22 protein-coding genes are annotated in these 25,068 nt (G+C 57.4%); 12 read left to right on the top strand and 10 right to left on the bottom strand.

Annotation, left to right across the window (positions count from 1 at the left end):
• Positions 1-66 precede the first annotated feature (66 nt).
• The 3 genes from ACKC9G_RS09155 to ACKC9G_RS09165 all read left to right on the top strand — a co-directional run bounded on the left by ACKC9G_RS09155 (position 67) and on the right by ACKC9G_RS09165 (position 4,096).
• Positions 67-744, top strand: coding sequence for a heavy metal response regulator transcription factor (locus ACKC9G_RS09155; protein ID WP_411404644.1), 678 nt, complete (start codon positions 67-69; stop codon positions 742-744).
• On the top strand, positions 741-2,120 hold the full coding sequence (locus ACKC9G_RS09160) for a heavy metal sensor histidine kinase (protein ID WP_411404645.1): 1,380 nt from the start codon (positions 741-743) through the stop codon (positions 2,118-2,120). Before ACKC9G_RS09155 ends, ACKC9G_RS09160 begins: the two co-directional genes overlap by 4 nt.
• Before the next feature lie 347 nt (positions 2,121-2,467).
• A complete protein-coding gene (locus tag ACKC9G_RS09165; protein ID WP_411404646.1) occupies positions 2,468-4,096 on the top strand; it encodes a methyl-accepting chemotaxis protein in 1,629 nt (542 codons plus the stop codon).
• Positions 4,097-4,173: 77 nt separating this feature from the next.
• Here the strand turns inward: ACKC9G_RS09165 and ACKC9G_RS09170 are convergent, their stop codons facing one another.
• From ACKC9G_RS09170 to ACKC9G_RS09190, 5 genes are all read right to left on the bottom strand, one after another.
• Positions 4,174-5,787, bottom strand: a complete 1,614-nt coding sequence (locus ACKC9G_RS09170) for a sulfite reductase flavoprotein subunit alpha (protein WP_411404647.1) — start codon at positions 5,785-5,787, stop codon at positions 4,174-4,176.
• On the bottom strand, positions 5,787-6,395 hold the full coding sequence (locus ACKC9G_RS09175) for a DUF416 family protein (protein ID WP_411404648.1): 609 nt from the start codon (positions 6,393-6,395) through the stop codon (positions 5,787-5,789). Before ACKC9G_RS09175 ends, ACKC9G_RS09170 begins: the two co-directional genes overlap by 1 nt.
• A 180-nt stretch (positions 6,396-6,575) precedes the next feature.
• Positions 6,576-8,315 (bottom strand): flotillin family protein, encoded by a 1,740-nt coding sequence (locus ACKC9G_RS09180; protein ID WP_411404649.1) that lies wholly within the window; start codon positions 8,313-8,315, stop codon positions 6,576-6,578.
• Between the two features lie 54 nt (positions 8,316-8,369).
• Positions 8,370-9,035 (bottom strand): YqiJ family protein, encoded by a 666-nt coding sequence (locus tag ACKC9G_RS09185; RefSeq protein ID WP_411404650.1) that lies wholly within the window; start codon positions 9,033-9,035, stop codon positions 8,370-8,372.
• 81 nt (positions 9,036-9,116) lie between these two features.
• Positions 9,117-9,731, bottom strand: coding sequence for a hypothetical protein (locus tag ACKC9G_RS09190; protein WP_411404651.1), 615 nt, complete (start codon positions 9,729-9,731; stop codon positions 9,117-9,119).
• A 273-nt stretch (positions 9,732-10,004) separates the two neighbouring features.
• On the opposite strand from ACKC9G_RS09190, the gene ACKC9G_RS09195 reads away from it, so the two are divergent.
• The 5 genes from ACKC9G_RS09195 (at position 10,005) to zapE (ending at position 15,012) form a co-directional block, all read left to right on the top strand.
• On the top strand, positions 10,005-11,492 hold the full coding sequence (locus ACKC9G_RS09195) for an AMP nucleosidase (RefSeq protein ID WP_411404652.1): 1,488 nt from the start codon (positions 10,005-10,007) through the stop codon (positions 11,490-11,492).
• A 121-nt stretch (positions 11,493-11,613) separates the two neighbouring features.
• Positions 11,614-12,234, top strand: a complete 621-nt coding sequence (locus tag ACKC9G_RS09200) for a DNA-3-methyladenine glycosylase I (protein ID WP_411404653.1) — start codon at positions 11,614-11,616, stop codon at positions 12,232-12,234.
• A 121-nt stretch (positions 12,235-12,355) separates the two neighbouring features.
• The gene (locus tag ACKC9G_RS09205; protein WP_411404654.1) at positions 12,356-12,727 is read left to right on the top strand and encodes a hypothetical protein; all 372 of its coding nucleotides are present in this window, start codon (positions 12,356-12,358) and stop codon (positions 12,725-12,727) included.
• 17 nt (positions 12,728-12,744) lie between these two features.
• A complete protein-coding gene (locus tag ACKC9G_RS09210) occupies positions 12,745-13,752 on the top strand; it encodes a hypothetical protein (RefSeq protein WP_411404655.1) in 1,008 nt (335 codons plus the stop codon).
• 96 nt (positions 13,753-13,848) lie between these two features.
• Positions 13,849-15,012, top strand: a complete 1,164-nt coding sequence (gene zapE, locus ACKC9G_RS09215) for a cell division protein ZapE (protein ID WP_411404656.1) — start codon at positions 13,849-13,851, stop codon at positions 15,010-15,012.
• Positions 15,013-15,125: 113 nt separating this feature from the next.
• Here the strand turns inward: zapE and ACKC9G_RS09220 are convergent, their stop codons facing one another.
• The gene (locus ACKC9G_RS09220; RefSeq protein WP_411404657.1) at positions 15,126-15,515 is read right to left on the bottom strand and encodes a hypothetical protein; all 390 of its coding nucleotides are present in this window, start codon (positions 15,513-15,515) and stop codon (positions 15,126-15,128) included.
• A 379-nt stretch (positions 15,516-15,894) separates the two neighbouring features.
• Here ACKC9G_RS09220 and ACKC9G_RS09225 point away from each other — a divergent pair, with 379 nt between their 5' ends.
• Positions 15,895-16,542 carry a TetR family transcriptional regulator gene (locus ACKC9G_RS09225; RefSeq protein WP_411404658.1) on the top strand — a complete coding sequence of 216 codons (648 nt, stop codon included), beginning with the start codon at positions 15,895-15,897 and terminating at the stop codon, positions 16,540-16,542.
• A 94-nt stretch (positions 16,543-16,636) separates the two neighbouring features.
• Complete coding sequence (locus ACKC9G_RS09230; protein ID WP_411404659.1) at positions 16,637-17,374, top strand: metalloprotease; 738 nt, start codon at positions 16,637-16,639, stop codon at positions 17,372-17,374.
• Positions 17,375-17,452: 78 nt separating this feature from the next.
• Here ACKC9G_RS09230 and uvrD read toward each other — a convergent pair whose 3' ends face one another.
• Positions 17,453-19,639, bottom strand: coding sequence for a DNA helicase II (gene uvrD / locus ACKC9G_RS09235; protein ID WP_411404660.1), 2,187 nt, complete (start codon positions 19,637-19,639; stop codon positions 17,453-17,455).
• A gap of 299 nt (positions 19,640-19,938) precedes the next feature.
• Between uvrD and ACKC9G_RS09240 the strand changes: the two genes are divergently transcribed.
• Together ACKC9G_RS09240 and ACKC9G_RS09245 are read left to right on the top strand one after the other, a co-directional pair.
• Positions 19,939-20,490, top strand: coding sequence for a TRAP transporter small permease subunit (locus ACKC9G_RS09240; RefSeq protein WP_411404661.1), 552 nt, complete (start codon positions 19,939-19,941; stop codon positions 20,488-20,490).
• A complete protein-coding gene (locus tag ACKC9G_RS09245) occupies positions 20,490-21,869 on the top strand; it encodes a TRAP transporter large permease (RefSeq protein ID WP_411405031.1) in 1,380 nt (459 codons plus the stop codon). Before ACKC9G_RS09240 ends, ACKC9G_RS09245 begins: the two co-directional genes overlap by 1 nt.
• A 79-nt stretch (positions 21,870-21,948) precedes the next feature.
• Here the strand turns inward: ACKC9G_RS09245 and rlmF are convergent, their stop codons facing one another.
• From rlmF to ACKC9G_RS09260, 3 genes are all read right to left on the bottom strand, one after another.
• Positions 21,949-22,911, bottom strand: a complete 963-nt coding sequence (gene rlmF / locus ACKC9G_RS09250) for a 23S rRNA (adenine(1618)-N(6))-methyltransferase RlmF (RefSeq protein WP_411404662.1) — start codon at positions 22,909-22,911, stop codon at positions 21,949-21,951.
• Positions 22,912-23,067: 156 nt separating this feature from the next.
• Complete coding sequence (locus ACKC9G_RS09255) at positions 23,068-23,892, bottom strand: HDOD domain-containing protein (protein WP_411404663.1); 825 nt, start codon at positions 23,890-23,892, stop codon at positions 23,068-23,070.
• A gap of 189 nt (positions 23,893-24,081) precedes the next feature.
• Positions 24,082-24,906 carry an HDOD domain-containing protein gene (locus ACKC9G_RS09260; RefSeq protein ID WP_411404664.1) on the bottom strand — a complete coding sequence of 275 codons (825 nt, stop codon included), beginning with the start codon at positions 24,904-24,906 and terminating at the stop codon, positions 24,082-24,084.
• Positions 24,907-25,068: the final 162 nt, after the last annotated feature.

Raw genomic sequence — 25,068 nt, forward strand, 5'->3', positions numbered from 1 at the left:
TGTCAGATTGACACTTTTGCAGCCTGCCAAGGGCATAATGGCCCAGCCACGCCACAGGATATGCCCATGCGTTTACTGATTATTGAAGATGATCCCCGGATCGCGTCCTACCTCCAGCAAGGTCTGATGGAGGAAGGCTTCAGTGTCAGTATGGCAGCGTCCGCTGCAACCGGCCTGCAGCTGGCTCTTAATGACCCGCCAGAGCTGATTATCCTGGATGTCATGCTGCCGGATCTGAGTGGCTGGGAGGTGCTGCGTACCTTGCGAAGTGCGGGAAAAACTCTGCCCGTGCTGTTCCTCACCGCCAGAGACAGTGTGGATGACCGTGTTAAAGGTCTGGAGCTTGGCGCGGATGACTATCTCATCAAACCCTTTGCGTTCAGTGAGCTGCTGGCGCGTATTCGAACGTTACTGCGCCGGGGCCAGCCTCAGGCGGTGACCACTCATCTGCAGGTTGCGGATCTGGAGATGGATCTGCTGAAACGCCGGGTGCAGCGGGCTGGGCAGCGCATTAGTCTCACCGCACGGGAGTTTGCGCTACTGGAGCTACTGCTCCGACGCCAAGGTGAGGTGTTTTCCAAGTCCCTGATTGCATCCCAGATCTGGGATATGAATTTTGACAGCGATACCAATGTGGTCGAAGTCGCTATCCGGCGGCTGCGCGCCAAGATCGATGATCCGTTTACGGTGAAACTGATTCATACCGCCCGCGGAATGGGTTACTGCCTGGAGCACAGAGAGTGAAGCCCCACTCACTCACGGCCCGCCTCAGTCTGATGTTCATGCTGGTCGTCGGTAGCGTTCTGTTGCTGGCAGGCCTGGCCTTCAATCTGGGCACCCATCAGCACTTCGTACAGCTTGATCAGAAAGATCTTCGCCAGAAAAATACCGCTGTGACTCACCTGCTCACCAGTCTGAAAGCAACAACCTCTGTCTCCACACTGAAGGATGAACTGAATCTGCTACTCGGTGATCACGGCGATATTCAGGCCAGACTCTGGCATGCCGACCAACTTGTCTGGAGCTCAGCCTCGCTTGGCACCAGCGCGATTCCCCGACACACCAACACCTCAGACACCGCTGTCCGGCTGTGGCAATGGCAGGACTCACAGCAGCAATACCGCGGGCTTTCCAGCGACATTATGACGCCGGGCTTTGCGGAATCCTGGCATCTGGAGCTGATCAAGAATGTCACTGTGCATGAGCACTTCTTTCACCAGTTCAGGACTGGTCTCTGGCTGGGACTGGGCATATGCCTGCTCCTGAGTGGCCTGCTGGGCTGGTGGATGGTTCGTCTTGGCCTTCGCCCCCTGCGCCAACTGACAGAGCTGGCGGAGGATGTCTCAGCCAGTCGGTTGCAGCACAGCCTGCGGGAAAACGACATGCCCACGGAACTGCGACCTCTGGCTGGCGCCTTTAATGCCATGCTGCATCGCCTGAACGACGACTTCGACCGCCTCAGCAGTTACAGCGCAGAGATTGCCCATGAGCTTCGCACCCCGGTGACCGCGCTACAAACCCGCACGGAAGTGACTCTCTCCAGACCACGTGACGTTACTCAGTACAGCGATGCGCTCTATGAAAACCTTGAAGGTCTGGAACAGATGCGCCGCCTGATTGACGATATGCTGTTCCTGGCCAAGGCCGATAACCATCTGCAACTGTTTCAGTCCAAACAGATAAACCTGCGTCAGCTCGCTGAACAGGTCATGGATTACTACGACATGCTCGCCGAGGAGCAGCAGATTCAGCTAGCCGTGACAGGTGAAGCCACCTTGTCGGGCGAAGCAAAGCTCCTGCAAAGGGCGTTTAATAATCTGATCTCCAACGCTATCCGCTACACTCCGCTCGGCGGTCGAATCGAGATTCACCTGCGCACTCAGGCAGAGGGCGTGATCGTCGAAGTGGAGAATCAGCACCAGAGGCCTCTTGAAGCAGAGCAGCTTAACCGTCTCTTTGAGCGCTTTTATCGAGGCGCTCCGGGAACCCAGCAGCGCGATCATAGCCATGTGGGCTTAGGTCTGGCCATCACTCGCGCCATTGTCGAGAACCATCAGGGCCGGATTAGGGCTGAGTCAGATGCTCGCAGCACTCGCTTTATCATGATGTTTCCCCACTGAATCCTGCCAGCCGCCCACTTCATCTATATGAATAGCTTTATCTGTTATCCCCTTTGGGTTTAGCTAACGTCGCTCACAGATGCGCCGCAATGCCTTACCGTTGCTCATTTCTGGGGCAGACAGGAAAAATAGTAAACGCCGAAACACCCGCCATTTATGACTCTACAGGCATTCGTCAAGCCAATGTAAAAGTCATTCAGGCGTGGAACTTGCTTCGTTAGAATCCACTGAACATAGGATTGGACAGTATCTAGGGGCTTGTCCGCAGTAGGCCGCGCTAAACCGATTCAGGTTGAACTCATCGCGGACGTTCGTTGCCTGCACACCTAACAATCAGGAGTAAAATTGTGACCGGGGTGTTAAAGAATCTCACTGTACGCATGAAACTCATGCTGCTTCTCGTGCTGATGGCGGCTCTCGTTATCGGCGCTACCACTGTTTCACTGCTGAAACTGCGTGAACAGCTACTGGCCGAGCGCCAGACTCAAACCCATAACGTGGTGCAAACAGCACTGGCGAGCGTCGCGTCCTATCAGACGCTCAGCAGCTCCATGGGTGAGGATGCGGCCAAACAGGCAGCACTGGATGCCATCGACAAGCTTCGCTATGGCAACGGCAACTACGTCTATATTCTTTCCATCAGCGATAACACCATGCTGCTGGACCCTCCCGCTCCCAAGCTGAATGGTAAAGCTGCTTCCAGCATCAAGGATTCTGAGGGCAAGCCCTTCCTGACTGACCTGATTAATCAGAACAAGGCCGATGGCCATGGTGAAAGTGTGTACACCTGGCCTCTACCGAGTGGCAAAGGGGTCTCTACCAAACTGGTGTACGGCGAGCTCTTTAAACCCTGGGGCTGGGTGCTGGCCACCGGCGTCTATCTGGATGATGTTGATGCCCTGTTCTGGAAAGAAGCGCGTCTGAACCTCATCGTGCTGGGGATCAGCCTGCTGATTCTGGTGTATCTCGGCGTACTGATTTCCCGCTCCATCACCCGTCCACTGCAACAGGTGAGCGAAGTGCTGGCGTACATGGCCAAGGGTGACCTGACCCATCGTCTGGATTACCAGAGCAAAGATGAAATCGGCGTGGTGTGTAACAACATCAATACTTCCGTGCATGGCCTGCAGGAGCTGATGACCGCACTCGGGGCTCAGGCGCACCAGCTGGAACAGACCAGTAAAGAGCTGGGACAAGCGGTGGAAGCGGGCTCACGCGGGATCGAACAGCAGAACGGCGAAACCACACAGCTGGTGACCGCTATGCAGGAAATGGCCGCAACCTCCGTGGATGTCGCGGACAATGCCCAGTCCACATCAATCACAACCGAGGAAGCGAATAAGCGCACCCAGACCGGTTATGGGCTGGTGAACACCACCATCAAACACATTAGCGATCTGGCAGAAACCATCAGCCAGTCCGCTGAAATGGTGCGTGCGCTGGAAGAACACGGCGAACAGGTCGGCTCCATTTTGCAGCAAATCACCGCCATTTCTGAACAAACCAACCTGCTGGCATTGAATGCGGCCATCGAAGCGGCTCGCGCCGGTGAACAGGGACGTGGCTTTGCCGTGGTGGCCGATGAGGTTCGTACTCTGGCGATGCGTACCCGTACCTCCACCGACGAAATCAACGAGCTGAACAACCGCCTGCGCCAGGCCTGTCAGGATGCGGTGGTATCCATGCAGAGCGGCCTTGAGATTGCCGAAACCAGCGTCACTCAGGCCAACGAAACCGGCAGCCAGTTCAGTGCCATTACCGGTAGCATCACCACCATAAAAGACATGAACAATCTGGTGGCGACCGCAGCGCAGCAACAGAGCGCCGTGGCGGATGAGATGAGCCGAAATCTCACCAACATTGCCAGCATCAGCCATGAATCTGACCGCTCCATCCGCCAGATCGCTGACCGTACCCGTGAGCTGGAAATGAGTGCAGCAGAACTCAAGCAATGGGTCGGACGCTTTAAAGTCTGACCCCGCGAGTAGCGGCTATAAAAAAAGGGCGCTCAATGCGCCCTTTTTATTTCTGAAACACTCTCGCTTTCAGTGCCTTAGTAGACATCGCGCAGGTAGCGCTTTTGCATTCTCATCTGCAGCAGATACTTGCCTGCTTCCGCCTGATCCAGACCGCCACCTTCAATCAGTACCTGTCGCAGCGCCCGGTCGACGTCCACCGCCATACGCGACTTATCGCCACAGAGGTAAATCACCGCGCCGTTTTCCAGCCACTCATAGAAGGTCCGGGCCTGCTCCAACATGCGATGCTGCACATAGATCGGCGAGTCCTGATCCCGCGAGAACGCCAGATCCAGTCGATCCAGCACGCCCATCACCTGCCAGCGCAGAAGATCCGCTTCATAGAGGAAATGAGTCTGGCGATGACGCTCACCAAAAAACAGCCAGTTACGCCCTTTCCCCCGGCGCAGCTGTCGCTCCTGCAGGAAGGCGCGAAACGGTGCAATACCGGTACCGGGGCCAATCATGATGATGTCAGTGTCCGGGTTTTCCGGCAGCGAGAAGAGCGGACTGGGCTGCAGAAATATGCCGAAGCGGTCGCCGGGTCGACTCTGGGCCAGCATGCCGGACGCCGTACCGGTCACCCGCCGCTCATGCTTTTCGTATTCCAGCGTGGCAACCGTCAGGTGCAGCTCATTGGGATGCGCCGCAGGGCTGGCACTCAGGGAATAGTAACGGGGTAACAGCTCGCTCTGGCGGGCAAGAATCTCCAGCGGCGGCACTTTATCGGCAAAGCGTCGCAGCACATCGGCCAGATCCTCCTTGAACTGAAACTGACAAAATGCCTGAAACTGCGTGGGTTGCAGCAAGCCCAGAAGCCAGGGCTCCTGAGTTTCATTCGCCAGCCATTCCAGCAAGCCCTGTCCGGGAGTGGTCAGCTCAATATGACGCTGCAACATCAGCCGTACCGGGCCAGCCGCTTCACCGCGATCCAGCCACTCATTGCCGGACAGCCCGGCCAGCTCCAGAATATCCTGCACCCGGCGCGAGTCATTCTCAGGCATCAGGCCCATGCTGTCGCCGCTACGGTAGGCGATACCGGAACCTTCGATATCCAGCACATAATGGCGAACGTCTTTATCAGCGCCGGGTCGGGTCAGGCGGTGCTGATGCTTGAGACGAGCCTGATACGGCGCCTTGGCCGAATAGGTTTGCTGGAATGCCAGCAGATGCTCAGGCACATCGAGCCCAAGATTGGGCAGTAGCTCACTGACCCACTGGTTGTAAATAGGCTGGTACTGGGTATCGGCTTCTTTTAGCGGCTGAATAGCCTGCGCGCCCTGCTCTGTCAGCAATCGTTCCAGCTTGTGCCCGGCCTCACAGAAGGTTTCGTAGGCTCGATCTCCCAGCGCCAGAATCGCATAGGGACGGCCATTAACCTGCAGGCGAGCTGCCCGCAACTCAGCGAAAAAGGCCGCACCATTAAAGGGAATATCGCCAGCGCCATAGGTACTGGTCACGATGATCAGCGGCGCATTAGCAGGAAGGGTATTGGTCGCGAGGGTTTGCGTCAGCTCATCCAGGGCAAGGCAGATCAGCTCAGACTCTGGCCAGCCCTGCTCAAGCAACAGGCTGGCGAGGTGCTTCGCCAGCGTCTCGGCATTGCCGGACTCACTGGCGAAACCTAACAGCAATGGCCGGGCGGCCATTACTCTTCTTCGTCGCAAATCCCGATGGCGCTGTAGCCATCGTTTTCTGCGGCCTCACGAATCTCATCAATCCAGGAAGCATTAGGGGTAGGATGCTGACGCAGTTCTTCCAGCAGCCAGGCAACATAGTCATCCTGCTGCTGCATCATTTCGTGGGTGTTGATCAGACGTACCAGCTCTTCATCGGACATTTCGTCGTTAGGAGCGGTGAACTCAACATACCCGGCGATACATTCCTGCACGACCTGGGCGCCAGAAGCAGCATCAAAGGCTTCACCGCTGTCGAGGGTCGTCAGTGCGATATTGACTGCCACGCAGGCATCCAGCGCCGCATGGGCACCGTACATATCGAACTCATTCAGGTCAGGCGTGACTTCATCCAGTGCATCCAGTAATTCTTCCACGTGCACAACCTTGCGGCGTGCAGCGAGGCGATCCCAGAGTTTGTCCAGGGCTTCACGCAGCACCTCGACATCACCGAACTCGGCAACACGAGAGAACAATGCATAGTTGGGGAACAAGCGCTCCGCCATAGAGACGGCAAACAGGGTACGCTGCCACTCCGTGCATGCTTCCAGTTGTTGTTCGATATCGTCGAGCAGATACATGAAGTACTCCGGCACAGGATCATTGAGGCGGCATTTTACCCCAGCGCCGACAGTCAGGTACAGGCTAACTGGCTAAAAAGCGCGCAATCCCGCCATTTTCTGCCCGCGTGCGAAAAAAACCGTCGCCCATAAAAAACGGCCTGCAAAGGCAGACCGTTTTCTTCACACAGCGTCAGAAAATCAGGCGCGATTTTCAGGCGCAGTCAACGCACTCAGGCTGTTGATATCGGCACCCTTAAGGCCGATTTCCGACAGCAGAGAGTCCATCAGTGGTGCCTGGGCACGATAACGCAGGGCACTGTTGACCATCTGGTCGGCCAGTGAACCGCCTTTGCCGTCTTCGGCACTCGCGCCCTGACCATCGCTGCCGCCCATACCCTGAACCTGCAGAATCTTGATATCGCTGATCTGCTCCATGGGTTTGACCGACTCGCGGATAATCGCGGGCAGCTGCTCCAGCAGGGCCAGACGCACCTGCATGGCGATCTGATCCGCCGACAGCAGGTTGTTGGCCTCGTTCACCGCACGCTTACCTTCAGCCTCAACCGCGTATTCACGGGACTTGGCATCGGCACGCAGCTTGGCAGCTTCGGCCTCACCTTCTGCCTTGATACGCGCCTGCTGAGCTTCAGCATCCGCCGCGATACGCACGGCTTCGGCTTCATCGTTGGCCGCTTGCTTGAGGGCTTCTGCCGCCACAATTTTGGAGATCGCTTCGGTTTCTGCCAGCTGACGGGCATTCACCAGCTCGATGGCCTTGGCACGTTCTGCGCGCTCGGTATCACGCACTGTGACCACGTTTTCCTCTTCTTTCACCGCCGCCGCACGGGCACGGTCAGCCTCGGCCTTGGCTTCCGATTCCGCACGGGATTTTTCAGACACCGCGATGGAGCGCTCCTGCTCCGCCAGCTCGATCGCCTTGCGACGTTCGATTTCAGACTGCTCAAGGTTCCGTGCCTTGGTGATTTCCTGTTGTTTTACCGCCAGCTCTTTCTGGATGTTTTCATTCTGGATATCACGCTCAGCACCAATGCGACGCAGGTCGATTTCACGCTGCGAAGCGATTTCCGCTTCTTCGGCTTCACGCTTTTTCTCGGCCTGTTCACGGGCAATCTCGGCAGACTGCGCGGCACGGCGGACAGAAATCTCACGTTCCTGCTCAAGGCGGGCATATTCTTCATCACGGGAAATCTGCAGCTTGGTACGCTCGGTTTCGAGGTTCTTCTGCTTGATCGCCAGATCCGTTTCCTGCTCGATGTCGTTACGCTTTTTACGGCGTGACTCGATGGCCTCGGTCAGCTTGGTCAGACCTTCGGCATCAAAGGCGTTCTGTGGGTTGAAGTGCTCAAAGCCCGTCTGGTCAAGACCCGTCAGGGACACGGTTTCCAGCTCCAGACCGTTTTTCAGCAGATCCTCAGAAACCACCTGCTGTACTTTCTGGACGAAGTCGACACGTTTCTCGTGCAGCTCTTCCATGGCCATTTCGGCAGCAACCGCACGCAGGGCATCAACGAACTTACCCTCGACCAGCTCTTTGAGCTCGTTTGGGTGCATGGTTTTCATACCCAGTGTCTGCGCCGCGTTCGCGATGGACTCTCCCAGAGGTTTAACACGCACGTAGAACTCGGCGGTCACATCCACACGCATCCGATCACGGGTGATCAGCGCCTGCTCCGCCGCACGGCGAACCTCCAGGCGCAGGGTGTTCATGTTGACGGGAATCACTTCGTGCAGGATGGGCAGCACGATGGCACCGCCGTTAACGATGACCTTTTCACCGCCAAAACCGGTGCGGACAAAGGACACTTCCTTGGTGGCGCGACGATAGAGACGGACCAGAATCAGGCCGATTGCCAAAAGAGCGACGATAATCACTCCGGCAATAATCGCGATGCTGACAAGATTGTTCATGTTACCCATGAGGGCTCAACTCCTTTTGAGGTTGATCAACGAGGTTTAGTGAGTACGCCCAGCTCAGGCGTGAGTCGAAGAAAGATGGGAATGGGGATTGGGAATCACCTGATAGCGGCTGCCCAGGCGCTGCACCAGCAGCACTTCCTGCCCTTGCGCAATGCTGATGGGCTCCAGTGGTTCCACCATGACGTAATGGGTCTGACCGTACTGATCACGGGTACGCGCCTCACTCGGGCTGCCGACGCGCGCCTCGCCCAGAGTAATCACCGCAATCTGGCCGACCAGTTCATCCCCATTAACCGCAGTGGATTCATCCCGCGGCATGATGCGACCCAAACCTCCGGACAGCCAGCGGGTGAAGGGCAGGCTGACAATCAGCACCGGCCAGACAATGATCCAGCCCGGCAGCAGCGCTCCGGTGATACCGGCGATGACCGACTGGGCGCCAAGGCCCATCAGGCCAAACACCGTCAGAAACACCACCAGCACGATCAGCATCGGCAGCTCGCCGATACGCAACCAACCCAGCAGCCGTGACAGCGCACTCGGCGCCTCTGGCATATCGGCGTCGATATCCATGTGCAGGCTCGGCATCATCTGGTCGAACAGGTGGGATAACCCATGCCCCAGCAATACGCCCACCCCTTCGAGTACGGCCAGCAGCAGCATGACGGCCAGTGCAATGGCGAAAATCAGGTTCTGATCAGCAAGCAACAAATCAAACATGGGCAGGTATCCGGCGGAAAGTTGGCATCAGCAGCGGTGCCTGCCGAAGGAAAGTCAGAACGGCCATTGAAGGAGCGCGCATCAGCGTGGCTCCCCAGTGGCGTCAGAAGGATCAGAAAGGTCAGAGCCATCCACACTACCGCTCATTCGAGCGGTCAGCTGTTGCTCGCGCAGTGCTTTGAGGTAGTCAATCTTGCGTTGCCATTCAAGGCCATCATCGAGGGTACTCAGGGCCAGAGCACGCGCTTCATCGAGCGTCATACCGGCTTGTTGCGGAGCAGTCAGCTGTTCGCGGGCCTTTTCCAGCGCGCGGATAAGAATGCCGTAGTCCTGCTCTTGCCGGAGGGTCTCATCACGTTTAAGACGCTGATTGCGCAGGCGTTCCTCCAGCACCAGCTGAGCGCGCATGTCATCCTGCGCATCGCCCTGCTCGTCGGCCCTGAGATGCTGCTGAATAGCGTCCAGGCCCGTATCGTGCTGTTGCTCCAGCCGGGCAACCTCAGCATCAAGCAGGTAGCGCGCCGCCGTGGCACGGCCATTTTCCAGACGCAGCAGCGACAGCGCCTGCTCAAGAGCCGAGGTCAGGCCGCCTGCATCGGTGGCTTCCAGTTGCTGGAGCCAGAGATTTGCATCCTGACGAAGTTGAGAAAGCCATCCTGCTGCCATCGACATCCCTTCTGAGGTGTTTGCCATCATTCATTCGGCAAACCTGCAGTCTGTGTGAGCAGGGCCACCCGTCGTCAATGACGGTGTTTCTTCGACGCCCCTGCCTGAATGCGGGCTATTTTTGTTTAAAAGAGTAACAACTGCAACTGTTTGTAAATCCTAAAACGGCGTCGCTTTCTTTGCCCAATCCCTATAAAAAGGCCTAAGGTGTTGATAACACTAGCCTGTTTGAATTCCCCGTAGCCAAAACCGGCAGGACTGGGGCACACTGGCACCAAGCCATATCAACAACAAGGAACGACCATGGCAGAAGCACTCCTTACTCTGGTCACCCCGCCCGTTCTGGAAACTCGTGCCTATTCGGATGCAGAAGCTGCCGTTGAAAGGCTGATCGAAATCTACGAACGCAATACCTCCTGGCTGCGCCAGCGCTTTGATGAAGTCATTGAGGGACAGCACCCCGATACCCGTCATCGCGCCTGCTATCCGATGATTCATTTCGAAACCTCGACCCACTCCAGTGTCGACTCCCGGCTGGCGTACGGCCATGTGCCAGGCCCCGGCAGCTACAGCACCACGGTGTCGCGTCCGGGCCTTTATCGGAATTACCTGCGCGAGCAAATTGAGCTGCTGATTCGCAATCACGAAGTCGACGTGGAAATCGGTGAAAGCGAGGTGCCGATCGCGTTGCATTTCGCCTTTGATGAAACCGCCTATGTGGATGGCGATGCCGTCGAGACCCTGAAGCGCCCGCTGCGTGATCTCTTTGATGTGCCGGATCTGGCGGTGATGGACGATGCCATCGTCAACGGCACCCTGATGGTACCACCCGGTGAGGAAATGCCACTGGCACCTTTCACCGCACCGCGTGTGGACTACTCCCTGTACCGCTTGCAGCATTACACAGCGACCCGTCCTCAGTACGTGCAGAACTTCGTGCTCTTCACCAACTATGCATTCTACGTCGATGAATTTGCCGCCATGGCGCGCAAGATGATGGCCGACGGTGGCAGTGAATACGTCGCCTTTGTGGAGCCGGGCAACCTGATTACCTATTCCGGCGACAGCGCGCCACGGGAAGGTCAGGCTCCGGCACGACTGCCGCAAATGCCGGCTTATCACCTGCTGCGCGAGGATAATACCGGTATCACGCTGGTGAATATCGGTGTCGGCCCCTCAAACGCCAAAACCATTACCGACCACATTGCGGTACTGCGTCCTCATGCCTGGCTGATGCTGGGCCACTGCGCCGGTCTACGTAATACCCAGAAACTGGGCGACTATGTCCTGGCCCACGGTTATGTCCGTGAAGACCACGTGCTGGATGCCGACCTGCCCGCCTGGGTGCCAATCCCGCCGCTGGCCGAAGTGCAGGTGGCACTGGAAGAAGCGGTTGAAGACATTACCGGCCTTAACGACTGGGAGCTGAAAAAGATCATGCGTACCGGTACGGTGGCGACCATCGACAACCGTAACTGGGAATTGCGCGATCACCGCGAACCGGTCGAGCGCTTCTCCCAGTCCCGTGCAGTGGCGCTGGATATGGAATCCGCCACCATCGCCGCCAACGGTTTCCGCTTCCGTGTGCCGTACGGCACGCTGCTGTGTGTCTCCGATAAACCCCTGCACGGAGAGCTGAAATTGCCCGGCATGGCCAGCGAGTTCTATCGCCGTCAGGTCGCTCAGCACCTGAAGATCGGTATTCGCGCCATGGAAAAACTCCGTGCCATGCCGCCGGAGCGCCTGCACTCGCGCAAACTGCGAAGTTTTGTGGAAACCGCTTTCCAATAAGAAGGCCTGCGCAATTCACAGCGGGTGCACTCAGGCGTCTTCGGACGCCTGAGTTTTATCCACAGCGGCCATTCACGACAAACACACCACACCGACAACCACCGCAGGAGAATAGCGCCCCATGACCAAGCTCGCCGATACCACACTGGTTCAGGGTGATGACCAACGCTATCGCTGTGACTGGAGTGGCGAGACGGATGAGCTTCGGCGCTATCACGATGAAGAGTGGGGCTTTCCGGTCCTCAATGATCGCCATCTGTTTGAGAAGCTGTGTCTGGAAACCTTTCAGTGCGGCCTGAGCTGGCGCACGGTGCTGAACAAGCGCCCGGCCCTGCGTGAAGCATTCGCTGATTTTGACTGGCAGCGCATGGCCGCTTTCACCGAGACGGATAGTAAGCGTCTGCTGGCCAACCCGGCCATCATCCGTCATCCCGGCAAAATCAATGCAGTGCTCAACAATGCCCGCCAGATGCCGTCAATACTGGCCGAATTCGGCTCCCTTGCGCGGTTTCTCTGGCGCTTCGAGCCGGATGAAAACACTTTGCCGCCACCACGAAGCCAAACCGTCAGCGCGGAATCCAAAGCATTGGCCAAGGCGCTTAAGCAACGCGGCTGGCGTTTTGTCGGCCCAACCACAGCCTATGCCTTTCTGCAGTCCATGGGCATGATCAATGATCATGTCGAGGGCTGCTGCATTCGCTCTCAGGTCGCTCAGGCACGTGCGGCCCTGATACGGCCTTAACCCCACCCTCTCAGCCTGACCTGCCAGCGGTGGATTAATTGTCATTCGCCCATGAAAACTGATGATTTTTTGTGCAAAATAGCGCACCTTCAAGGAAGTGGTGCTGCATGAGGGTGAGAGCATGTCCAAGGATATCGTGACCGAACTGGTCAACAAGTTTTCTGAACAGGTGCGAACCAGCGCCCAACTGGCTGACTTGCCGACCCTGCGACAGGACTTCGACACCTTCTGTCTGCAGCAATCGCCGAACCTGCGCACCAATATGCTGGAGCGGCTCTGGCAACACTATCTGGAGCAACGCCTGCGCATGACGCCGGTGCCGAGCCCCCAAAAAGCGCCCTGGTATCTGCGCCGTCACATGAAACGCCACGGTAATCAGGTTGAGCTGGATCTGCCCGTGGGGACGCATCTGGGCAATATGGTGCTCACCAATGTGATCGGCATCATCACGCTGGGTCTGGCCGTCTATTTCTGTTTCTTCTTTAAATTCTGATCAGGAGCTCAGCGGATATGGATATCCTCAATCCCCCTGCCTTACCCGAATTGAGCGCCCTGCGCGTCTCTCTTGCGCATTACATCGAACTGACTGACAGCTATCGTCGCCTCTGTGCGCTGGTGGATGAGCAGCTCGATACGCCCGGAATGCCGATGCTGAATAAGGCATTTCTGCGTAAACGCACCACCTTCAAGAAGGCAGTGGAGAAGATCCTGCCGGAAACCAACGAGATCGTTGAGATCAATAACCGGCGCCAGCAGATTCAACAGGCGCGCGCCGAACTGGAGGCCATGCCTGAGCCGCCGTTTTCCTTTCAGGAACAGTCGCTGGCCGATGCCAGTGTCGAGGCCCATAAGGCCGTCGAGGCTGACCAGTCGCTCTATCAGCAAATTCACCGTGAAACGACCCACAAACTCGAAGAGTTCGCTAACAACCCCTACTACCGCTTCCTGCTCAGCCGCCACTTCAATACGCCTGAGTACAAAGCCAACTGGCTGGAGAAGATCTACCACCATCGCATCGCCACTCTGGCGAACTTCTGGCAGAACCAGGTCAAGGAAGAGCAACTGCGCCAGATTCAGGCCCACAATAATCAGCGTCATCAGGCCTTGCGCGAAGCCTATGAGCAACAGCTGCACGCCTATGAAACACACTATCGGCAGCGTCGTGATGAAGCCGGTCTTACCGATGCCGAAGCACTGCTGGAAGAATTAAACGCCCATGCTGCCAGTGACAACATCCAGCGCCGCAACCTGACCCGCCGCACCGCGCGCCGCTACAAGGCAGTGGCGGAGCGTTATCATGAACTGCAACACCACATTCTGGGATTACTGCGAAACCAGACCATGAAGCCACTCTGGGCTGACTCCGAAACACGGACCGCAGAAATAGCGGCAGCGGTACATCACCTCTATGCGTTGCTGGATGTTCTTCAGCCCAAACCGGAAGCCCCGGCAGAGGACATCTCAGAACAACAGTCTCTTGCACCCGCAGCCGAGGGCACTGCAGCCCTTGCCAGCTGAGGCAAAAGCCGGATCATTAGCCGTCATCACGGCCATCGGTTATCTCTTATAGAGGCAACGGATAGCCAACGGCTCTATTCAGTTCAGGTTGTTGCTGTGACTCCACGCCCTTTCTCCGACCCGCTTGCCGCCTACGACTATGCTCTTAAACATCTGGAGTTTGTCGAAGACTCCGCCCAGCGTGAGGCGGCGACGGCATTAAGTGATTGTTTGCAGGCACTGCATCACTGGCAGAGCCACCGGCAAGGCCCCGCACCCCAGGGCGTCTATCTCTGGGGGCCCGTTGGCCGTGGCAAAACCTGGCTAATGGACCGCTTCTGCGAAAGCCTGCAGGTGCCGGCCTGGCGCCAGCATTTTCATCACTTTATGCGTCATCTGCACAAGCGTCTGTTCGCCTTTACCGGTCTGCCTGATCCTCTGGCAATTGTCGCCCGTGAACTGGCTGCAGAGTACCGCGTCATTTGTCTGGATGAGTTTTTTGTCGCGGATATTGGCGATGCCATGTTACTCGGCCGTCTGATGCACGTTCTCTTCGCCGAAAAGGTGGTGCTGGTCAGCACCTCCAATTTACCGCCGGATCGCCTCTATGCTCACGGCCAGCATCAGGATCGTTTTGACCCCGCGATTGCGGCCATCAAGGCCAGAATGCGTATTCAACCGGTGGATGGCGGTGAGGATCATCGCCTGCATCCCGGTCAGCCGGTGCAACGTTTCTGGGTGAATGATCAGCCCGCCATGACAGCCGCCTTTGATGAGCTTGCGGCCCGCCAGCCGGATGCCCGTCAGGAAGAGACTGAGCTGGCACTGGGTGCCCGTCGTCTGGCGGTGAAGCGGCGGCAAGGCAACCTGCTCTGGTGTGAATTCTCCGTCCTCTGCCAGAAAGCCTGGTCGGCCGCCGACTATATTCAGCTTTGCCAGCAACACCGCGCGCTCTTTATCAGCGGCGTGCCTTGCCTGAGTGCAGAAGGTGAAGAGGTGCGCATCGCGAGAGGAACGGAAGACGGCGCTAAGCTGGTCGAGGCCGGGGAGCGCAGTTTCCCGATGCTTTCCAAGGAAGATGACGGCGCCCGACGTTTTATCGCCCTGGTGGATGAATGCTATGAACAGGGCGTGCCGCTCTATGTTGAAGCGGCGGTACCGCTGCGTGAGTTGTACCCGCAGGGTTTTCTGGCCTTTCCTTTTCAACGGACATTAAGCCGTCTGCAGGAAATGCAGTTCGAACGCTTTGGCCGCGGGATTGAGGCGCCCGAGCCACGTTAAGCGCCAGCTGACCTTTCGACGAACAGGATTACAGCGTTCCCCGCCATAAAAAAACCGCGCTCATTGGCGCGGTTTCTATCAGCATCCTGTTCTCAGCCTGGTCGCTCCGCGGATCAGATCACCACGTAGCCTGGCTCGATTTTCAGCTCCAGCGGGTAGCCGCCAAGCTGCTTCGGACTGTAATGCTTGCGCAGCATTTCGCTGACTTTCTGCGTGTCATCGACGCTGACGAAACGTTCAACGTGCTGCAGCTTTTTCAGATCCTCATCCCAATGGCTGAGGTAGACCCGGTTGACCAGCGGGCCTTCCGGTACATTGTTGCCGCCCGGCATCAGGGGCAACCAGCGGCATGACTGGGGATGAACCACCTGAAAGCCGTGTTTGTGATACATCATGAACTGCCAGAGCTGGTAAACGTCTTCCTGTACGTAACGCTGAGACTTCTCTCCAAACAGATTCATCACCGTACACTCGACGAGTGCAACTCCCGTTTGAGACGACATCCGGATCTCTCCACTGGGCATCGATGGCAATTCCCACCATGCCTAAAGATTCTGACAGAGGGTGCAAGGGCTGCCATTCTCCTCTGGTAATGGGTTCACAGCATAATCCTTTAATGCGCAAACACAATGCATTCGGTCAAGAATCTTGACGTACAACCCCACGAATCATGCCGATTAGCGCCGTTTTCGAGGCGTTTCGTCAATTCCTTGTAAAAAGAGCTTACACGAACACATATCAGGTTTTCTTATAGGCAATAAACAGGCAAAATAACGCCCGCTGACGCAGGTTCATCTAACGTCAGCCGTAGAGACCAGTTCCGGCTTGTCCATCGGCAAGGAAGCGCCCCAAGGGGCATCGCAATACCTGAGAATAACGCGCATGTCAGAAAAACCTCTTATCAATATCCGTGCCCGCAGTGCAGCTGGTAAGGCTGCCCGTCGTGAAAGCATCCTGCAGGCGGCAGAGTCCCTGTTTTCTGCCAACCCCACCGTCCTGCCCACGATCGCTGAGATTTCCGATGCCTGTTCACTGGCAAAGGGCACGATTTATATCTACTTCCCGTCCAAGGAAGCGATTTTTCTGACCTTGCTGGAAGAGTCCATCCTCAAGTGGACTGCAGAAATGCGCCGCACAGCGCTGGAAGCCAAAGCCGCGCCAGCCGTGCTGGAAGTCCTGTGTGATCACGTCAATGCGCACCCGCGCCTGATGCAACTGGCCTGCCTGAGTAATGGCGTGCTTGAGCCGAACGTGTCGGATGATCTGCTGGTGCACTTCAAGCAGACCCTCTGTGATGACTTCCATCTGACCGCACGGGAAATGCGTGATCTGTTCCCGGATCAGCGTCAGGAACAAACCATTGTGCAGACACTGCTGCAAAGCTATGCGCTGCTGATCGGTCTCTGGCAGCTGGCCCACCCGACCCACAGCGCTCGCGGTGTGGAAAGCCCAACCCTGGAAACCCTGCGTCCGCCGTTTGAGCCGACTGCCCGTGAAGCCCTGAACCGGCTTTGGGGTGCGGCTGCCTGAGGTTGTCATCTCAGGCTTTACACATCCGGCATAACATAGCAGGCTACTGCGTGAAGGCGGCCCACAGGTCGCCTTACTGTTCTGGATGATGCCTATGAATTCTTCTCCAGCCTCAGCGTGGTATCACGCCCTCGACCGCCAGAGCTTCACCACCGCGGTGCTCACCTGGGCAGCTTTTGCCTGGTTGTTCGATGCCCGCACCAGCACCCTGCTGCTTTTGGTCGTCTTCGTCCATGAGATGGGTCATCTTCTGACCATTCGGGTAATGACCGGCAATGTGGCGAAAATTCGTTTTGTGCCCTTTCTCGGAGGCTACACCCAATATCAGGGCGGCTGGTTAAGCCCGCTGCAGAGTGGTTTTTTTGCGCTCGGCGGCCCCGCCATCGGTACCCTTTTTGCGCTGGGCTGCCTGATCGCCTTTCACCAAACCCACGAGCCTTTGCTCTGGCATCTGGCCTGGATTGGCGTGATCCTCAACGGCCTGAACCTGATTCCCCTGCCGCCTCTGGATGGCGGTCAGATCACCCGTTGGCTCGGACGTGGCTGGTGGCTGACCGGTGTGGCGCTGGTGCTATGGGTGGCCTGGTGGCAACAAACGCTGTGGACAATGGCCTTCGTCGCGCTGCTACTGTGGCAGGCGTGGCAATACCATGATGCCACCAAGGTAGGCAGCTTCTGCCCACGCTGTCAGTCCTCCCTTCGTCAGCATGCCCTCAACTGTGAACGCTGCGCCCTGAAACTGCGCCTGAGCTTCCGCCAGAAAGTTCTGCTCTGGGGCTGTTACCTCGGCACGCTGATCGTACTGGCTGGCATGATGAGCACCATGGAATAGCCGGCACGACGGATCAGACACAAAAAAGCCCCGCACTGGACGGGGCTTTTTTGTGCGTTACGGCTCACCGACAACGTCTTAGCTTAAGGGTGTCAGCTTCGCCATGGAGAGAATCAGCCACTTGCTGCCGACATCATCAAAGTTCACTTCGACCCGCGCCCGCGGGCCCTGACCTTCAAAGTTGATCAGCACACCATCGCCGAAGCTGGCATGGCTGACCCGCTGACCAAGATAGAACTCCGTCTGCGGCACTTCAGCTTCGTCAAACACGGACGAAGGCATCTGGCGCTGGAATGACAGGGGTCGGCGAATACTCGCACCGAGACGCACCTCTTCCAGCAACTCCTCGGGGATTTCATTGAGGAATCGCGATGGCGCCCGGCGCTCTTCCTGACCGTAGAACCTACGCGACTCCGCCCAGGTGATCATCAGGCGCTGACGTGCGCGGGTGATACCGACATAGCAAAGGCGACGCTCTTCCTCGAGACGGTCAGGGTCTTCGGCAGACATGGAGTGGGGGAACAGGCTTTCTTCCATGCCCACCATAAACACCAGCGGGAATTCGAGGCCTTTGGCGGAGTGCAGCGTCATCAGCTGAATGCTGTCGGTGAACTCCGCCGCCTGGGCATCGCCTGCATCCAGTGCGGCCTGGTCAACAAAGGCTGACAACACTTCCTGCGGGCCTTCTTCATCAGGCACCCAGTTCTGTTCAAACTGACGCGCGGCACTGACCAGTTCCTGCAAGTTCTCAACGCGGGTCTCACCCTTGTCTTTCTCCTTGCCATGATGCTCGATCAGCCCGGTGTGGTTCAGCATCTGCTCGCAGATTTCATTCATGGGCAGACCCTGCGCTGACACCGCAAGGTTATCCACCAGTGTCAGAAAGCCCTGAATCGCCGTGGCAGCGCGGCCAGAAAGCAGGCAGCGCTCCAGTGACTCCACCGATGCCTGCCACAGCGACACCCGCTGCTGGCGCGCCAGATCACGCACGGTTTCCAGCGTTTTACTGCCAATCCCCCGCGCAGGAACGTTAATCACGCGCTCAATCGCCGCATCATCATCGCGGTTCTGGATCAGGCGCAGATAAGCCAGCGCATTACGGATTTCCAGCCGGTCATAGAAGCGCTGGCCGCCGTATACGCGGTAAGGCACTGCGGCTCGCACCAACGCATCTTCCAATACGCGGGACTGGGCATTGGAGCGGTAAAGCACCGCCACTTCCTGACGGGAACCGCCCTCTTCCACCCATTTTTGCGCTTGTTCGACGACAAAGCGCGCTTCTTCCTGCTCATTGAAGGCGCAGTAGACCTGAATCTTTTCGCCAAGACCGGAGTCCGTCCATAACTCCTTGCCCAGTCGTCCGGTGTTGTTACGGATCAGGGCATTGGCGGCTTGCAGAATGGTGTCGGTGGAGCGGTAGTTCTGCTCCAGACGAATGGTCTCAGTGCCTGGGAAGTCAGCGTCGAAATTCTGGATATTCTCGATACGGGCACCGCGCCAGCCGTAAATGGACTGGTCATCATCGCCCACGGCCATCACCGGCAGCTCTTTACCCGCCAGCACCCGCAGCCAGGCGTACTGAATTTTGTTGGTATCCTGAAACTCGTCCACCAGCAGCGCCTGAAAACGCTGCTGATAATGCCGCAGCAAGGGCGGATGGTTGAGCCACAGCTCATGGGAGCGCAACAGAAGTTCGCCAAAGTCGACCATGCCACCGCGCTGACAGGCCTCTTCATAGGCGCTGTACACATCAATGCGCACCTGCCAGTTGATGTCGCCATAGCTGTCGAGATGTTTGGGACGCAGACCTTCGTCTTTCTGGGCATTGATAAACCAGGTCAGCTCTTTCGGATCCCAGCGCTTTTCATCGAGGTTCAGCTCGCGGCAGATCCGCTTGACCAGCCGCAGCTGATCATCGCTGTCCAGAATCTGGAAGTTTTCCGGCAGATTGGCTTCACGGTAATGGGCGCGCAGCAAGCGATGCGCCAGACCATGAAAAGTGCCCACCCACATGCCGCGTGGCGTTGAGCCCAAAAGCGCCTCAATACGGGTACGCATTTCCTTGGCGGCCTTGTTGGTAAAGGTCACCGCCATAATGGCGTAGGGAGAAATCTGCTCAACCTGAATCAGCCAGGCAATGCGGTGCACCAGCACGCGGGTCTTGCCACTGCCTGCCCCTGCCAGCACCAGACGACTGGCCAGCGGTGAGGATACGGCATCACGCTGGGGTGGGTTCAGGCGATCAATGAGGTGGGATACGTCCATAAAACTCTCGTCACTGGCGGCGGCAAAAGGGCTATTGTGCGCGAATTTGGCACCTTTTTGAAATCGGACAGGTCAGTGGTATCAGGCAAAGGTCGTAGAGGGCCTTAAAACACTGGCAAGGCGTAAGGGCTTTTTGTATGTTGCAAAGTGATACCCGCGTTTCTGGCACGTTGACAGCGTCATTTTCCCGGGTGGAGTTCATGTGAAGACAGGCTGGATAAAGCCCGCTCATGTTGGCTTTATCACTATAAAAAGAATACGGCAGGCTCGGCCCGCCACAGCGATCAAGCATAACGACTATGACGAACGATTCTTCCTCGGTACGCCGGGTAATTCGTGGCATTGATGCCATTAGCGAATTCACCGGGCGCTGTATCTCCTGGCTCACCCTGGCGATGGTGCTGGTCACCTTCTACATCGTGGTGATGCGCTATCTCTTTAACGAAGGCAACATCGCCGTGCAGGAATCGGTGATCTACATGCACGCCTGCGTTTTCCTGATTGGCGCGGCCTATACCCTGCGCCATGACGGCCATGTCCGCGTTGATATTTTCTACCGGCCCATGGGTGAACGCGGCAAAGCCTGGGTGAACCTGTTCGGCAATCTCTTCCTGCTGATGCCGGTCATGATCTTCTTTTTTTGGATTTCCTGGGACTACGTCGCCTTGGCCTGGTCGATCAAGGAAACCTCACAGGAAGCCGGCGGCATTCCTTATCGCTACGTGCTGAAAGGCACCCTGCTGCTGATGCCGGTGCTGGTGATACTGCAAGGGATTGGCGAGCTGCTGCGCGATCTGCTGGTGATTGCCGGCAAGACCCATCTGGTGGATGAGAAGGAGGCCGTTCTATGATCGCGGAAATCATGCCTCTGCTGCTGTTCGTCGTCGCCATCTTTATCCTGCTGATCGGCTATCCGGTCGCTATCTCACTGGCGGGAACCGGACTCCTGTTCGCCGGTGTCGGCTATATGTTCGACCTCTTTGATCCGGTCTTCCTGCAAGCCGTGCCCAACCGTATTTTCGGCATCATGAACAACGAAACCCTGATCGCGGTGCCGCTGTTCGTGTTTATGGGTGTAATGCTGGAGAAGTCGAAAATTGCCGAAGAGCTGCTGGACACCATGTCCCTGCTGTTTGGCCCGTTGCGTGGCGGTCTTGGTATTTCCGTCTGTCTGGTGGGCATGTTACTGGCGGCCAGTACCGGCATCGTCGGTGCGACCGTCGTGACCATGGGCCTGCTGTCGCTGCCGACCATGATTCGCCGCGGCTATGACCCCAAAGTGGCAACGGGCGTCATCTGCGCCTCCGGTACTCTGGGGCAGATTATTCCACCCTCCATCGTGCTGGTGCTGCTGGGCGACGTGATCTCCTCTGCTTATCAGCAGGCGCAGCTGGACATGGGAATCTACTCCCCGGAATCGGTCACCGTCGGTGATCTGTTCCTCGGCGCACTGGTGCCTGGCCTGCTGCTGGTCGTCGCCTATGTGCTCTATCTGATCTACAAGGCAGTGGCCTCGCCTGAAAGCGTCCCGGCCATTCCCGAAGAAGAGCGCGGTCAGGTCAACGACCTGGGCATGCGTGTCCTCAAGGTGCTGTTGCCACCGCTGATGCTGGTGGTTCTGGTGCTGGGTTCCATTCTGGGTGGGTTGGCAACGCCCACGGAAGCGGCATCGGTCGGCGCCATTGGTGCGATTGTGCTGTCATTACTGCGCCGCAGCCTGAGCTGGCAGGTCATGATGGAAGTGATGCGCAGCACCACTCAGGTCAGCTCCATGGTCTTCATGATTCTGGTGGGGGCAGCGGTCTTCTCACTGGTGTTCCGTGGTTACGGCGGTGATGATCTGGTGCGGGACTTCCTGCATGACATGCCCGGCGGCGAAATCGGCGCCATGATCATCGTGATGCTGGTGATGTTCTTCCTCGGCTTCTTCCTCGACTTTATCGAGATCACCTTCGTGGTGGTGCCGATTGTCGCGCCGATTCTGCTGATGATGGGGATCGATCCTATCTGGCTTGGCATCATGTTCGCCATCAACCTGCAGACCTCGTTCCTGACGCCGCCCTTTGGTTTCGCGCTCTTCTACCTGCGTGGCGTGGCACCGGATACGATTTCCACCGGCACCATCTACAAGGGTGTGATTCCGTTCATCATTATCCAGCTGCTGATGCTGGGCGTACTGGCATTCTTCCCGGCGCTGGCAACCTGGCTGCCTCATGCTGTGTATGGCTAAAGCCACTTGGCAGAGTCACTGCTGCATAAACGACAACGGCGCCTCAGGGCGCCGTTCTTGTTAATTGCGCCAAAAGCGCTTAGCGTTTCAGCCCCCAGCGCAGCTGACGCCAGACTTTGCAGGCATCGGCATTCATAAAGCTCCAGGCCACACAACGGCTTTGTTTATTGCCTTGAGCCATCGGGATGATTTCCACTCGCGCAGCCCCGGCCTTTTTCAGCGCCGCTTCAATGGCAGGCAGATGATTGCTGCGCGCCACCAGCGAGGAGAACCACAGGACCTGCTGAGCAAAGCGCTGGCTATCGGCGATCATGCCGAGAATAAACGCCTGCTCACCGCCTTCACACCAGAGTTCATTAGCGCGGCCACCAAAGTTCAGCTGCCTGCCCAGTTCGGCCTTGCCCAACTGACGCCACTTGCGACGGCTCCCCGCCATGGCATCCGCTTCGGAGTGATGAAACGGCGGGTTGCAGAAGGTCACATCCAGCGATTCCTTACCATCGATAATACCGGTGAAATAGGCCGAAGCATCGGCCTGATGACGCAGCTCCAGCCGCTCTGCCAGTTGCGGGTTAGCGTTCAGAATGCCCTGCAGATGAGCCAGTGAACCCTGATCAATATCCGCGCCGATGCCGCCCCAGCCATATTCCGCCGCGCCCAGCAGCAGATACACACCACTGGCGCCGGTGCCGACATCCAGCATGCGAATTTTCCTGCCTGCAGGCAGCTTGCCACCGGCATCCGCCGCCAGCAGATCGGCCATCACGTGCACATAGTCTGCACGACCGGGGATTGGCGGACAGAGCGCATCTTCCGGCAACTGCCAATCGACAATGCCGTACTCTGCTGCCAGCAGCGCGCGGTTCAGGCAGCGCACCGCCTCAGGCTGAGTAAAGTCCAGCGTCAGCTTGTCGGCCACGTGGGCACTTGGTACCAGAAACTGCGCCAGTGCAGGTTCAGCTTGCGTCAGCCGGGCAAAGTCATACTGCCCCTGATGACGATTACGGGGATGCAGCGAAGGGCGTTCGGAATCTTTGGCCATGGCAATGAGCTATCAGCGTCGGTAAAACAGGTCGGCCAGTATAAAACAGTGGGGGAAATATAAAACCGCCAAGCCTGCCGTCACGGGGAGGAACATGACGGCAGGCCTGGCGGTAGTGCACTGACTCAGATCAGTGCTGAAGGGATGACGCGCGGCTTAACCCAGCAGCGCATCAATATCATCAGCCTCGGCACGCAGTACGGTCAGCGCAGCCACTGCAGCTTCTGCCGTTACGCCCACCGCGGTCGCCAGTCCCTGCGGGAAGCCCGCGATAATGGCCGCATCGTCCTGGTGTTTGTGTTCAGCCGACACCAGATAGATCGACAGTGCAATCAGCACCGCATAAGGCGACGGGCTGGCTTCACGCTCAGGGTGCACGTGCTGGCGCACGGCCTTTTGAATTTCATCAGGAAATTTCCAGCGCAGCGCCAGAGACTCACCGACTTCACCGTAGTGATAATGCAGGCGGTCGGTTTCCAGATCCGCACGATCCTGCCCCTGCTCCACCGCAGAATCAATGTCCCTGGCCTGATCAGGTTCGCCCATGTGAATCAGCATCTCGCCGATGTTGTGCATCATGCCGCAGGTAAAGGCCAGCTCAGGATCAAGCCGCGCCTGCTTTGCCAGCATTTTGCAGAGAGTCGCCACCGTGAAGGTGTCTTTCCAGAAACGGCGTTTGTCGAGGTTAGGGACTTCCTTGAACGCGGCGGTCACGCCCGAGGCCGTCACCAGTGTTTTCAGGGAATTGGAACCCAGCAGCACAACGGCATTATTGATGGAAGCCACCTTGCGGCCCACACCATAGCGGGCAGAGTTAGCAAGGCGAAGCACACGGGCAGCGAAGGTCTGGTCCTTGGCGATGATGGTCGCGATACGGTCCGCATTGACCTGCTCGGACTCAAAGCAGTCCATCAGCTCCCGGACGATTTTAGGGATACTGGGCAATTCATTGACGTTGGAAAAAAGCGTTTCGACTGACATTCCCATACTCTCCTGGGTCACTGACTACCGCCCCCTTGGCTTATGGCAGTCATTCAAAAGGTAACCAGCCACAAGTACGAGGGCGGCCTGACGATAGAGAACGGGCAGCACTGACTGCTCTGCCACCAGGCCGAAACAAACCACATCAACCGAATCGGCCCTTACTACAAATAAAGACCCAAATTACCGTTATGACAACAGTTCATCGATGTCATCTTCCTCTCCTTTGAGGACAACCCATTCACCAACCACGTCGGCAGGGATAAGCCGCAAGCGTTCGGCTACCTCTTCAGGGAAGTGGGCGAGCAATTCGATCTCATCCCAGCCTTCGGCTTCACCTTCCAGCAGATAGTTCGCCAGAAAGATCAGCGCCGCGTAGGCAGAACGGGGCGACGCCAGCGGATCAAGCTGACCGGAGACGGCGTATTGGATCTCTTCGGGGAATTTCCAGCGGCGGCTTAAGACAGCGCCCACTTCGGCATAGTCATAACCCAGCAGCGCGTGTTCCGCTTCAGCCCGGGTCCTCTGGCCACTGGCGACCTGCTGGTCAATCAGCGCGCACTGGTCAGGCTCACCCATGTGAATCAGCAAAATACCGATGGAGTGCATGATGCCGCAGGTGAAGGCCACTTCCGGGTCACAGCCTGAAGGACGGGCAAAGCGACGGCAGATCGCGCCAACGGTGAAGCTGCGCTTCCAGAAGGCTTTCATGTCGAGACCGGGAACTTCAGTAAACGCCGCGCTGACACCGGTCGCCATCACCAGCGAACGCAGGGCAGAGACACCCAGCAGCACCACTGCGCTCTGGATTGAGGCAATCTTGCGACCGACACCGTAGCGGGCGGAGTTCGCCAGTCGCAGCACCTTGGCCGCGAAAGCCTGATCTTTGGCGATCATCGCCGCCATGGCATCGGCATTGGCCTTATCTGAGCCGAAGCTCGTTTGCAGGTCCTGAACCACCTTGGGAATACTTGGCAGGTTGTGGACATTGCTGAACAGCGTATCAAGCGACATGTTCCCTCTCCGCAGGGCAATGCTGGCCTTATTACCAGCAAATGCATCAAAACCTGTCCCTTATGCCACAAACTCCAGGTGTCGCCTAGTACTCTTCCCCACTTCCGAAAACCGCAGGAATACGGCGCAAAGACAGGAAAACAGCGGGTTATCTGCCCGCTG

Origin of the sequence: Pokkaliibacter sp. CJK22405 (assembly GCF_046614695.1) — a bacterium.
GTDB lineage: Bacteria > Pseudomonadota > Gammaproteobacteria > Pseudomonadales > Balneatricaceae > Pokkaliibacter.